This is a genomic window from Fulvimarina thalattae (genome assembly GCF_040239565.1).
GTDB lineage: Bacteria > Pseudomonadota > Alphaproteobacteria > Rhizobiales > Rhizobiaceae > Fulvimarina.
Window position 1 is genome coordinate 280,997 of sequence record NZ_JBEHWS010000004.1, and the last position, 12,812, is coordinate 293,808.

Annotated in this window: 11 protein-coding genes; 8 read left to right on the forward strand and 3 right to left on the reverse strand. The window is 62.3% G+C overall.

The features are described from left to right. The first annotated feature begins 10 nt into the window (after positions 1 to 10). From ABRA89_RS07740 to folD, 3 genes are all read left to right on the forward strand, one after another. A complete protein-coding gene (locus tag ABRA89_RS07740) occupies positions 11 to 709 on the forward strand; it encodes a 50S ribosomal protein L25/general stress protein Ctc (RefSeq protein ID WP_349940870.1) in 699 nt (232 codons plus the stop codon). Between the two features lie 96 nt (positions 710 to 805). Further along, a complete protein-coding gene (gene pth / locus ABRA89_RS07745) occupies positions 806 to 1,549 on the forward strand; it encodes an aminoacyl-tRNA hydrolase (RefSeq protein ID WP_349940871.1) in 744 nt (247 codons plus the stop codon). 167 nt (positions 1,550 to 1,716) lie between these two features. After that, entirely contained in the window at positions 1,717 to 2,637 is a 921-nt protein-coding gene (gene folD, locus ABRA89_RS07750) for a bifunctional methylenetetrahydrofolate dehydrogenase/methenyltetrahydrofolate cyclohydrolase FolD (protein ID WP_349940872.1), read from the forward strand. Between the two features lie 92 nt (positions 2,638 to 2,729). Here the strand turns inward: folD and ABRA89_RS07755 are convergent, their stop codons facing one another. Continuing rightward, on the reverse strand, positions 2,730 to 2,888 hold the full coding sequence (locus ABRA89_RS07755; RefSeq protein ID WP_349940873.1) for a DUF3309 family protein: 159 nt from the start codon (positions 2,886 to 2,888) through the stop codon (positions 2,730 to 2,732). Positions 2,889 to 3,040: 152 nt separating this feature from the next. Continuing rightward, complete coding sequence (locus tag ABRA89_RS07760; RefSeq protein WP_349940874.1) at positions 3,041 to 4,306, reverse strand: ubiquinone biosynthesis hydroxylase; 1,266 nt, start codon at positions 4,304 to 4,306, stop codon at positions 3,041 to 3,043. 139 nt (positions 4,307 to 4,445) lie between these two features. Between ABRA89_RS07760 and tesB the strand changes: the two genes are divergently transcribed. The 4 genes from tesB (at position 4,446) to ABRA89_RS07780 (ending at position 9,037) form a co-directional block, all read left to right on the forward strand. Then, entirely contained in the window at positions 4,446 to 5,306 is an 861-nt protein-coding gene (gene tesB, locus ABRA89_RS07765) for an acyl-CoA thioesterase II (RefSeq protein WP_349940875.1), read from the forward strand. 316 nt (positions 5,307 to 5,622) lie between these two features. After that, positions 5,623 to 5,961 (forward strand): P-II family nitrogen regulator, encoded by a 339-nt coding sequence (locus ABRA89_RS07770; protein ID WP_349940876.1) that lies wholly within the window; start codon positions 5,623 to 5,625, stop codon positions 5,959 to 5,961. Positions 5,962 to 5,981: 20 nt separating this feature from the next. After that, the gene (locus ABRA89_RS07775; RefSeq protein ID WP_349940877.1) at positions 5,982 to 7,364 is read left to right on the forward strand and encodes an ammonium transporter family protein; all 1,383 of its coding nucleotides are present in this window, start codon (positions 5,982 to 5,984) and stop codon (positions 7,362 to 7,364) included. Between the two features lie 311 nt (positions 7,365 to 7,675). Next, positions 7,676 to 9,037, forward strand: coding sequence for an ammonium transporter (locus ABRA89_RS07780; protein WP_349940923.1), 1,362 nt, complete (start codon positions 7,676 to 7,678; stop codon positions 9,035 to 9,037). Positions 9,038 to 9,138: 101 nt separating this feature from the next. Here the strand turns inward: ABRA89_RS07780 and ABRA89_RS07785 are convergent, their stop codons facing one another. After that, positions 9,139 to 9,417 (reverse strand): GNAT family N-acetyltransferase, encoded by a 279-nt coding sequence (locus tag ABRA89_RS07785; RefSeq protein ID WP_349940878.1) that lies wholly within the window; start codon positions 9,415 to 9,417, stop codon positions 9,139 to 9,141. Between the two features lie 239 nt (positions 9,418 to 9,656). Between ABRA89_RS07785 and ABRA89_RS07790 the strand changes: the two genes are divergently transcribed. Beyond that, positions 9,657 to 12,797: a DNA translocase FtsK gene (locus ABRA89_RS07790; RefSeq protein WP_349940879.1), complete on the forward strand. Its 3,141-nt coding sequence runs from the start codon at positions 9,657 to 9,659 to the stop codon at positions 12,795 to 12,797. Positions 12,798 to 12,812: the final 15 nt, after the last annotated feature.

Here is a 12,812-nt window from a genome sequence, read left to right on the forward strand (position 1 = left end):
GGACAAAACCATGCATCAGACCTTCGAGGTCAAGGCCGAGAAGCGCGAAAAGGTCGGCAAGGGGGCCGCCAGAGCTTTGCGCCGCAACGCCATGATTCCAGCCGTCATCTACGGCGACAACAAAGATCCTCTGCCGATCGCGCTCCCCTACAAGGAAACTTTCCTTGCGCTTCACGCCGGCGGCTTCATGACCAATCTCGCGACGATCACGGTAGGCAAGGAGAAGATCAAAGTTCTCCCGCGCGACTACCAGCTCGATCCGGTGCGCGACTTCCTGGAGCATGTGGACTTTCTGCGCGTCGGCGAAAAGACCCGCGTGACGGTCGAAATCCCGGTTCACTTCGAGAACGAAGAGGCCTCTCCTGGGCTCGAGCGCGGCGGCGTCCTCAACATCGTGCGCCATGCGGTCGAGGTCGAGTGCTCCGCGAACGCCATTCCGGAATACTTCACGATCGATCTGACGGATAAGGAAATCGGCGACACGCTGGCAGCCTCCGCAGTCAAGCTGCCGAAGGGCGTCGAGTTCACGATCACCGACCGCGACTTCGCGATCGCGACGATCGCAACCCCGGCAGCGCTGCGCTCCGAGGAAGAAGAAGGCGACATCTCCGAGGACGAGGCTCCGCAGGCCGACGAGGTCGAGGCGACCGAAGTCACCGAGCAGGACGCCCAGACCGTCGAAGGCGAGACCAAGGCCGGCCCGGAATAGGCTGGCGTCTCACGCTCTCATTCGCCAGATGTATCGAACGGCCGGGTGTTTCATCCGGCCGTTTTGGTTCCGAAGTCCCGATAAAAGGAACGCTCCATGATCCTCATCGCAGGCCTTGGCAATCCCGGTCCGAAATATGCCGACAATCGGCACAATATCGGCTTCATGGCCGTCGACGAGATCGCGCGAGATCCAAGCTTCTCGTCATGGTCGAAGAAGTTCTCCGGCGAGATTTCCGAGGGCCAGATCGGCGGTGAAAAGGTACTTCTCCTCAAGCCCCTCACCTTCATGAACGACTCCGGACGATCGATCGGCGAAGCCGCGCGGTTCTACAAAATCGACCCGAAGGACGTGATCGTCGTCCATGATGAACTCGATCTCGATCCCGGCCGGGTGAAGGTAAAGACCGGCGGCGGGAACGGGGGGCACAATGGCCTGCGCTCCACGGACGCCCATCTCGGCACCAGGGACTATCGCCGCATGCGTCTCGGCATCGGCCATCCGGGCCGGAAGGAGGCGGTCACGCCCCATGTGCTGGGCGATTTTTCCAAAGCCGACAGGGAGTGGTTGGAGCCTCTCCTCGACACGATCGCGCGCAATATCGAGCCGCTGGTGAAGGGCGAGGACGCGAGCTTCATGAACAAGATCTCGACGGCGGGCGGCCCGAATGCCTCGACCGCGTCAAAGCCTCCAAAGACACCGAAACCCAATGAAACCGGCAAGCCCGCCAAGGGCAAGAGCCACATCCATCAGGCTCGAGGAACAGGCCCGCAGGTCAAGGTGCCTGAAAAAGGCCCGATGGCCGAAATGCTGAAGCGGATGTTCGGCAAGGGGGTTTGACGCGAAGCTCCGCGTGTCTTGGCGCGCCGACATCCCCATCCGGCCAGCATTTTTCACCCGATCGGGCTCGACCGCCCTCCGTGCCTTTCTTGCCCTAGCCCTATAGTTCCCCCTATTCGAAGGAGAGTGGCGGGCGCCGCGCATCATATTCGGGAGGAATGAGACTCATGAGCGACGCAACGATCATGGACGGCAAGGCGCGATCCAAGTCGATCATCGAAGAGGTCACCCAACAGACCAAGAAACTGAAGGAAGAGACTGGCCTCCAGCCAGGGCTCGCGGTGGTCATCGTGGGATCCGATCCGGCAAGCCAGGTCTATGTCGGCTCGAAGGCGAAGCGCGCGGAAGAATGCGGGTTCAAATCGGTCAAGCACGAACTGCCCGAGGATACGAGCGAGGCGGATCTTCTGAAGATCGTCGACGATCTCAACAAGGATGATACGATCCACGGCATCCTCGTCCAGCTGCCGCTGCCCAAACAGATAGACGAGGGCAAGGTGATCCAGGCGATCGACGCCGACAAGGATGTAGACGGCTTTCACCTGATCAATGTCGGGCGCATCGCTACGGGCGCGGCAGACGAAGCCTTCGTGCCCTGCACGCCGGCCGGCTGCATGGTTATGATCCGCGACGTTCTGGGCGACGATCTTTCGGGTCTCAACGCCGTCATCGTCGGCCGATCCAACATCGTGGGCAAGCCGATGGCCCAGCTCTTGCTCGCCGCCAATGCGACCGTCACCATCGCCCATTCGCGCACCAAAAACCTCGCCGCCGTCTGCGCCAACGCCGATATTCTGGTGGCTGCCGTCGGCCGGCCGGAGATGGTGACGGGCAATTACGTGAAAGAAGGTGCCGTGGTCGTCGATGTCGGCATCAACAGGATCGATGCACCCGAAAAGGGCACCAAGGACGATGGAACGCCGAAGACCCGGCTCGTGGGCGATGTCGCTTACGACGAGGCAGCCGAGAAGGCCAAGGCCATCACGCCCGTTCCGGGCGGCGTCGGCCCGATGACCATCGGCATGCTGATGGCGAATACACTCCGCTCGGCCTATCGCGCAGCCGGCAAGGAAGCGCCGAAATTCTGACAAGCGCCTTCCGGCACAAATACGACGACACAGCAAAACGGGCATCCGGCAGGATGCCCGTTTTGCGTTCGACAAGTGAAACTATCGATGCGTCAGAGAATGCCGATCAGGATCAGCACGAGAACGGCGACGAGAAGCAGGCCGACTATCATCAGCGGGCCGATCGTCAAGCGACGCGAATATGGCCAGATCGGCATGACCGCGATCAGGGCGATCAGGAGAAGAACAAAGAAAATTCCGCCGGTCGTCATGCGTCTATGGCTCCGATCTGCTTTCAGTGGGCCTCATTCGCAGCCGGAAGTGCGGCGCAGGCGTTTGGGCCGTGGATTCGCCACGCTTCCTAGCGTCCTCTTCCAAGAACCGCAATCGCCCGATGGTATCGTACCGACAGACCGACGCGATATCAGATCGGATCGCCCTGCAAGAGGCGCGGCGACGGACCATTGGTCAGTCCCGCCGCCTGGGAGATGAAGAACTCCTTCAGCGGTGGGGCGCGGTCGACCAGTGAAAGACCGAAGGAGCGGACCGAGCGCAGCAGGCTGCTGTCGTTGGAGAAGAGCCGGTTCAGGATGTCGGTCGTCATGCCCATCTGGACCGTGTCGAAGCGGCGCCAGCGCTGATATTCCTCCAGAACGTCGATCGCGCCGATATCGAGCCCACCGCGCTCGGCTTCTACGATGGTCTGGGCGAGTGCCGCCGCATCCTTGAAGCCGAGATTGAGCCCCTGCCCCGCAATCGGATGAATGCCGTGGGCGGCGTCACCGCATAGAGCGACGCGCGGCTTCACGAAGCTGCGGGCAAGCGTCAGGCTGAGCGGAAAGGCCTTGCGGCCACCTTCGAGGCTGATCGCTCCCAGCTTGTGGCCGAAGCGCTGCTCCAGTTCGAGCTCGAAGACCAGCTCGTCGCCCTCGACGAGCTCCTTCGCCTTGCGAGTGTTCTCGGTCCAAACGAGCGATGAGCGATTGCCCTTGAGCGGCAGGATGGCGAATGGGCCGGAGGGCAGGAAATGCTCCTCCGCCCGCCCTTCGTGAGGTCGCTCATGGGAGACGGTCGCGACGATGCCGGCTTGGTCGTATTCCTTACGGACGGTCTGGATGCCGGCCATGGATCTAATTTTCGAGTTGACGCCGTCGCAGGCAACCAGCAGCCGGGTCGTCAGCCTGCGGCCATCCGTGAGGTCGATGTCGATGCGCGCGGATTTCGGATGAATCGCTGAAACGCCGACGCCCTGCTCGATCGAAACACCGATCTCGGCCGCCTTTTCGCGTAGGGCGCCATTCAGAACCTGATTGCTGAGCATATGCGCGAAAGGCTCGCCGGGCTCGGCCTCGCCGCCGAAGGTGAGAAACACCGGGCGGACCACGTCGCTGGTTCTGGAGTCCGTCACGATCATCTCGGTGATCGGCTGAGCCTCGTCCTCGACCGAGTTCCAGACGTCGAGCTGATCGAGCATGCGGATGGCAGCGGCGGCGATAGCGGATGCGCGGCCATCCTTCTTCCAGACCCCCTCCGGCGCGATGTCGACGAGGCGCACGTCGAGAGAAGGCGCGGCAGATTTTATCGCGACAGCCAGTGTCAGCCCGACATAGCCCGCGCCCGCAATCAGGATATCGGCGCGCTCGCCTGCCTCAATGTCGCCCGCGGAAAAATCCGTCGCTTGTTCGGCCATCGTCAGCTCTCCTCAGTCTCCAGCCCATGTTCGCCATGGACGAACTCTTTTCAAAGCATATGGTTTGGTGAGCGCCGAGCACCAGAGCTTCGAAAGGCTCAATCGCCGCATGACCTGCGAGAAGGGAACGACCACAGACATGAAAGCCGTATCGCAGCTTCTGGAGATACTTGATCTGGAAAAGATCGAGGAGAACCTGTTTCGCGGCGTGAGCGCCGATCAGACCTGGCAACGCGTCTTCGGCGGACAGGTGGTGGCGCAGGCTCTTGTCGCGGCTCAGCGCACGGTGCCGGCCGATCGTTTCTGCCATTCGCTGCATAGCTATTTTCTGCGCGGCGGGGACCCGTCCGCGCCAATCATCTACGATGTCGATCGCATCCGCGACGGCGGCTCGTTCACCACGAGGCGCGTTGTCGCGATACAGCATGGCCGGGCGATCTTTCTTCTTTCAGCGTCCTTCCAGGTGCTTGAAGATGGGTTTGATCACCAGATCGAAATGCCGGACGTCCCGTCACCGGACGAAATACCCCACGGCGAAGCACTAACGGAAAAAATCCTCGAACATGCGCCGCCCGCCGTAAAGCGATACTGGCAGAGGCCGCGCCCCATCGAGTTCCGGCCGATCATGCTCGATCATTATCTGACTGAGAACAAACTCGACCCGATCCAGCGCATCTGGGTCCGTTGCAGCGGCGAGATCGGCAACGACACGAACCTCAACGCCGCTGTCCTCGCCTATCTCTCCGACATGACGCTGTTGGACACATCGCTCTTTGCGCACGGTCTCTCGGTGTTCGACGAACGGGTGCAGGCCGCGAGCCTTGACCACTCCATGTGGTTTCACCGACCGGTCCGGGCATCGGACTGGCTGCTTTACGCCCAGGACAGCCCGTCATCCTCAGGCGGGCGCGGCCTCACAAGGGGCAGTCTCTACTCTAGCGACGGAGTGCTTGTCGCTTCGGTCGCGCAAGAAGGCCTCATACGCCCGCGAAAGGGCTGATTCCAAGCAGTTTTCGCCTGCGGAGCGGTCGTTCGGATAATAAGATCGCATGCCGAAATCATGCAGCGCCCTAATCTGCATGTTTTTTAATCAGAATGTGCAATGCAATATCGCACAATTCGTAGGCAGAGCCGACGCCGGCCCCGCCGTTGATATTGCCTATCCGTTAAACCCGCCATCCCCATGGGGTTTCGAGACCAAATCTCGAGTTTGGCACAAAGCTTGAATCTGAGTTGGGCAGTCGCCGCATGATGCTGCGGCGCATTCTTGGCTCAACACCTGCGGCTTGAGCCGCCGCAACAGGTTCGAGGTGAACATGAAAATCGTAATGGCGATCATCAAGCCATTCAAACTCGACGAGGTGCGCGAAGCGCTGACCGGCGTTGGGATCCAGGGGCTGACTGTCACCGAGGTCAAAGGCTACGGCCGCCAGAAGGGACACACGGAAATCTACCGTGGCACCGAATACGCGGTCAGCTTTCTTCCCAAGCTGAAGGTCGAAGTCGTGGTCGGTGACGAGTCCGTCGACAAGACGATCGAAGCGATTCAGGCCGCCGCCAAGACCGGCCAGATCGGCGACGGCAAGATCTTCGTCTACGGAATCGATCAGGCGGTTCGCATCCGCACCGGCGAAACCGATTCGAGCGCGCTTTGAGGGTGAGAAGGGACGATAGAATGAAATTGAAGAAACTGATTTTCTACACGGCGCTTGGTGCGGGCCTCACGGCCACCGCTGCCTTTGCGCAGGACGCTGCTGCGCCGGCCGCCGATGCGGCGGCTGACGCAGCCGCTCCAGCGGCTGATGCCGCGGCCTCGTCCGGCGGCGGTGCCCCGGGCGACCAGACAGCCTACATCTTCAATACACTGCTCTTCCTCATTGGCGGCTTCCTCGTCATGTGGATGGCAGCGGGCTTCGCCATGCTCGAGGCCGGACTTGTGCGTTCCAAGAACGTGTCGATGCAGTGCCTGAAGAACATCGGTCTCTACTCGACAGCCGGCATCATGTACTGGGCCTGCGGCTACAGCCTCATGTATACGGGTGTCGACGGCGGCTATATCGGCACGCTGGCACCTTATGCCTGGGATCCGGTCGGCGGCGATGCGCTTTCCACCGGCTATTCGACGGCGTCCGACTGGTTCTTCCAGATGGTCTTCGTTGCTACGGCCGCCTCGATCGTTTCGGGCACGCTCGCTGAGCGTATCAAGCTCGGCTCGTTCATGGTCTTCACGATCATTCTGACAGGCTTCATCTACCCGATCGCCGGGTCCTGGCAGTGGGGTGCAGGCTGGCTCTCCGAGATGGGCTTCTCCGACTTCGCCGGCTCGACGCTGGTTCACTCGGTCGGCGGCTGGGCAGCCCTTGCTGGCGCGCTTCTGCTTGGTGCCCGCACGGGTCGCTTTGCCAAAGACGGCACGGGCGTTCCGATGCCGGGTTCCTCGATCCCGCTCGCAACCCTCGGCACGTTCATCCTCTGGCTCGGCTGGTTCGGCTTCAACGGCGCTTCGCAGCTTGCCATGGGCACGATCGGTGATGTCAGCGACGTCAGTCGCATCTTCGCCAACACCAACCTTGCAGCTGCCGGCGGTGTCGTCGTGACGATGATCCTCCTTCAGGCGATCTATGGCCGCGTCGACGTGACGATGGTGCTCAACGGTGCGCTCGCCGGTCTCGTCTCGATTACGGCGGAGCCGCTCGCTCCGACCGCCTGGCAGGCGATCCTCATCGGCGGCGTCGGTGGTGTCATCGTGGTCTTCACGGTTCCGCTGCTCGACAAGCTGAAGATCGACGACGTGGTCGGTGCGATCCCGGTCCACCTTGTTGCGGGCATCTGGGGCACGATCATCGTTCCGGCGACGAACGGCGATGCGAGCTTCGTCACGCAGCTCATCGGTATCGTTGCCTACGGTGTCTTCACCTTTGTCGCGAGCCTTGTCATCTTCGGCATCATCAAGGCGGCTATGGGCCTGCGCGTTTCGGCAGAGGAAGAGGCGCTCGGTCTCGACCGGGCCGAAGTGGGCGTCGAAGCCTATCCGGAATTCGCCAGCGGCCAGCGCTGATCGGCGAAATCGAAACGAGCGATCCCCCAAGGGATCCAAAGAAGGGCTCGCCTTGCGGCGGGCCCTTTGCCGTTCCTACCTTCAAATTTTTAAACACCGCCAGAAATCTATGAGTAATTTCTAGGCAACAGCACGCTATTTAGACAATAAGCGCTCACCTTTCTTTTAAGCCAGCCCTTTCCGCAAGGCACAGGGAATTGGCACGCTGCTTGATTCCCGACCTTCGGAATGTTGCGGCGCACTTCTACAGGCGCCGGCAAAACTTGTATGAGGGGCGTCCAAACGTGACCAGACACAGCATCCTGCGGCCCATGGCGGCAGCATCCGCGGCTCTTGCCGCTTTCCTTCAGGCTTCTGCGGCGCTCGCGCAGGAAACGGTCGCATCGGGTGGCGCCGGTATCGAGGAAGCCGCTGTCGCGACGGTCGACAAGGGCGATGTCGCCTGGATGATGACGGCGACCCTCCTCGTGCTCTTCATGACCATGCCGGGTCTCGCCCTCTTCTATGGCGGCCTCGTGCGCGCGAAAAACATGCTCTCGGTGCTGATGCAGTGCACGATGATCTCAGGCGTCATGATCATCGCCTGGGTGGTCTACGGCTATTCCTTCGCCTTTGGCGGAGGTACGGGATACTTCTGGGGCGGTCTCGGCAAACTGTTCCTTGCAGGGGTCACCGTGGAATCGACCGCGGCGACCTTCACAGACGGCGTGGAGATACCGGAATATCTCTTCATCGCCTTCCAGATGACATTCGCCGTCATTACGCCCGCACTGATCGTCGGTGGCTTTGCAGAACGCATCAAGTTCTCAGCAGTCATCGCCTTCGTCCTTATCTGGACGACGTTCTCCTACTATCCCGTGGCCCACATGGTCTGGGACGGCGCTGGCCTCATCTTCACTGGCGCGGTCTCGGGCGGGATCGCGGCAATCGACTTTGCCGGTGGCACGGTGGTCCACATCAATGCGGGCATCGCGGCTCTCGTCGGGGCCTTCCTCGTGGGTAAGCGCATCGGCCTCGGGCGGGACAACATGGCTCCGCATTCGATGACGCTCACCATGGTCGGCGCCGCGATCCTCTGGGTCGGCTGGTTCGGCTTTAATGCAGGTTCGAACCTCGAATCGACCGCAGCCGCCGTATTGGCGATGATCAACACCTTCACGGCCACTGCCGGCGCGCTCGTTGCCTGGTGCGCGATCGAAGCGGCGATGCGCGGCAAGGCCTCGATGCTGGGCGGTGCTTCCGGCATCGTCGCAGGCCTCGTCGCCGTGACGCCGGCCTGCGGCACGATCGGCCCCGTTGGCGCGATCGTTCTCGGCGCAATCGCCAGCGCCGGCTGCTACTTCTTCGTCGCGGTGGTCAAGAACAAGCTGCAATATGACGACAGCCTGGACGTTTTCGGCATCCACGGCATCGGCGGTATCATCGGCGCCATCGGAACCGGTGTCTTCACCTCGAGCGCGCTCGGCGGTATCGGCTATGGTGAAGGCGTAACCATGGTCTCCCAGGTCTGGGCTCAGGTCGTCGGTGTGCTGATCACCATTGTATGGAGTGGTGTCGTCTCAGTGATCGCGTTCAAGATCGTCGATCTGACGATCGGTCTGCGTCCGTCCCAGGAAGACGAACGTCAGGGCCTCGATCTCGCCTATCACGGCGAGGTCGCCTACCATTCCTGATCGATCTTCCGGTCGGACTGAACGAGAGAGAGGCGTCCGAAGGGGCGCCTCTTTTCGTTTTCGGCACTAAGAGCCGTTATGTTCGCCCTCAGGCCTGCGGCTCAGGCTGCGATATCCGCGTATTCCTCGGGACTTCTCCGGAACATCACAGCCACATACGGGCATTGCGGCACGACTTTCAGATTTTCCTGACGCGCCCAGGCGGCGCCGGCCTTCACCAGCTCTGCCGCGATACCCTTGCTGCGCTCTTCCGGCGGCACGAATGTGTGATCGAAGACCACGGTCTCGGTATCCTGCCAAACATAAGTGAGTTCGGCGGCTCCACTCGATGTGGTGAAACGGCCACCACCGTCCCGTGTTTGGTGCTCGATATCCATCATCTTCTACCTCTTCTCACGCCCCAACGGCGGAATTCGCTTTCGATCGTTACGTTTCAAAGAGTTGTCGACTTCTGCCGCTCCGTTCAAGTCTCGAACAATGAGCGGCGCCGGAAACGGTAACGGCGCCTTAAGCTTAAAGGCCGCTTAACCAGCGCGGTCCTAATGTGTGGAGGACACGTCCGCGCCTCGTATGGAGCGCGGCGCAGAGACTATTAATCCACCTCAAGACGGGCGGCGAAATGACGATCACGGCGGATGGCGCAAGCGGCAAGCGTATGAACCTCAAGCGACAGGCCGAACTGGGCGCGGGATTAGGCATGATCGGCCTATCGGTCTTCTTCGCGACCTCGATCGCAACCTGGAATGTCGCCGATCCCTCGTGGAGCCAGGCCAACCGACAGGCAATCGAGAACGCGGCCGGCGCATCCGGCGCGATTACCGCCGATCTCCTGATGCAGGTTCTCGGCCTCGGTGCAGCGCTCATCGTTCTCTGGCCGCTCATTTGGGGCGTCTTCTACCTCATCGGCCGGCCGCTCGATCGGCTGGCGCGCAAAGGCTGGCTCGCGGTCGCCGGTATCGCACTCGTCTGCGCGGCCCTCGGTTGCCTGCCTGAAAGCGAAAGCTGGCCGCTGCCGATCGGCCTCGGCGGTGTCCTCGGTGACATTGTTCTCAAGGTGCCTGCACTCTTCTTTGGCGGCTACCCATCGGGATTCTGGGCCGTCCCGGTCGGCCTTCTCGCAGTAGTTCCCGGCGTGCGGCTCTTCCTCGGCGGTTCTGGTCTGTGGGACCTCAAGACCGGCAGCCGTCCCGCACCGATAAACGCTCAGCATCGCGCATCTGCCTATCATGCAGCACAGCAGGACGAACTCGACGGACAGGAGGGCAAGTTTGCCCTTGCCATGGGCGCGCTGGCGCATGTCGTTTTCTCGGCCCGTTCGGCGATCGACCGCGTCCGTGCCAAGCGGGCAGAGCGTCGCCGCGAATTCGGCGACCGCTTCGACGAGTGGAACGACCATGCCGAACCCGCGCCCCTCGTCCGCGATCCATCGCTGCTCCGTCGCGCCGAGCCGCAACTCGGCCCGGTCGCTCCCCAAATGCCGGCCGTCCAGCCGCCGCATGAACCGGAAGTCGCCCATCGCGGCGTCTCGATCCGCATGCCCGGCCAAGGCCCGGCCGCCGGTTTCGTCGATCCGTTTGCCGATCAGGCGGACGAGGACGACTTCTCCCAGCCAGCGATGGAAAGCCGGCCGGCTCCCGCTCCACAACCGGCTGCCGATCCCTATGGCCTGCCGCAGGTAACCGGCCGTTTCGACGCACCCTTCGAAGCACCCGTCCAAGCACCTTCCGAAGCCGATCCCTTCGCCAATCACGCCTGGTTCCGTGCCGGTGAGCAGAACGCGGAAGGCGACCCGAATTACGAGGGCTATGACGACGGCTATCGCGGCGACGAGACCTATGCGGAGCCTCAACCCGAGCCGGCACCCCAACCTGCCGAAGGCGGCTGGCGCGGTCTCCTGCCCGGCAATATCGTCGCTTTCCCGGGCCGCCGCCCGAAGGCCGAGGCACCGCAGCCTCAGCGCCAGGAGCCGGATTTCGATGCCGGTCAGCCAGCACAGGGACCGCAGCAGGCCGAGCGCCAGCAGCGGCAGATGCCGCGCGCCCATGCGCCGTCCCCGTCCTCTCAGGATCTGCCAACCGGACGTGCCGTGCCGCAGACCCGCACGATCACCGGTCAGCAGAACCAGCTGCGCAACGGCTCTGGCAAGGCGCTCGCCATGCAGCCCAAGCTCGAGCTTCCCGATCCGGAAACCTTCGAGCTTCCGTCGGTCGAATATCTGACGCCGCCTCCGGCACCCTATCTCGACGAAACGCTTTCCGAGGCGGCCCTCGCCGACAATGCTCGGCTTCTGGAAAGCGTGCTCCAGGACTTCGGCGTGAAGGGCGAGATCATGGAAGTGCGGCCTGGCCCGGTCGTGACGCTCTATGAGCTTGAACCCGCCCCCGGCATCAAGTCGAGCCGCGTCATCGGTCTTGCCGACGACATCGCCCGCTCGATGAGCGCCATCGCGGCCCGTGTCGCCGTCATCCCCGGAAAGAACGCAATCGGTATCGAACTGCCGAACCCGAAGCGTGAGACGGTCTATTTCCGCGAGATGATCGACTCGCCCACCTTCGCCCAGCACAAAGGTCGCCTGCCCGTCGCGCTCGGCAAGACGATCGGCGGCGAGCCAGTGATCGCCGACCTCGCCAAGATGCCGCACCTTCTTGTCGCGGGCACGACCGGCTCGGGCAAGTCTGTGGCGATCAACACCATGATCTCCTCACTGCTCTACCGGCATTCGCCGGCCGAATGCCGCCTGATCATGATCGACCCGAAGATGCTCGAACTGTCGATCTATGACGGCATTCCGCATCTCCTCTCCCCCGTCGTCACGGACCCCAAGAAGGCGGTCGTTGCCCTCAAATGGACGGTGCGCGAGATGGAGGATCGCTATCGCAAGATGGCGAAGGTCGGCGTTCGCAATATCGACGGCTTCAACCAGCGCGTCCGCACGGCACAGGCCAAGGGCGAGACCCTGTCGCGCACGGTGCAGACCGGCTTTGATCGGGATTCCGGCGAGCCGATCTTCGAGACGGAAGAGTTCGACCTGCAGCCCCTCCCCTACATCGTCGTCATCATCGACGAGATGGCCGACCTGATGATGGTTGCAGGCAAGGAGATCGAAGGCGCCGTCCAACGCCTCGCCCAGATGGCCCGTGCCGCCGGCATCCACGTCATCATGGCGACCCAGCGTCCCTCGACCGACGTGATCACCGGCACGATCAAGGCGAACTTCCCGACCCGCATCTCTTTCCAGGTGACGTCGAAAATCGACTCGCGCGTCATGCTCGGCGAGAGCGGGGCCGAACAGCTGCTCGGCATGGGCGACATGCTCTTCATGACCGGCGGTGGCCGCATCCAGCGCGTCCACGGCCCATTCGTCGACGACGCCGAAGTCGAAGGCATCGTCAGCCACCTGAAGGCACAGGGCGTGCCAGACTACCTCGATGCCGTCCTCGAAGACGACGAGGATGAAGACGACGGCAAGTCCGGCTCCGGCAAGGGTGGCAAGGGAGGCGGCAACAGCGCGTCCTCGAAGAACGCTCCGGCAGCATCGGATGACGATCTCGACGAGAGCGCCGATCTCTACGATCAGGCCGTCGCGGTTGTCCTCCGCGATGGCAAGGCGTCCACCTCCTACATCCAGCGCCGCCTCTCCATCGGCTACAACCGCGCCGCCTCGATCATCGAGAAGATGGAAAACGAAGGCGTCGTGGGCCCGGCCAACCACGCCGGCAAGCGGGAGATTTTGGTGCCGACGGAAGAGGAGAACTTCTGAGGGCTCCGACGAGAC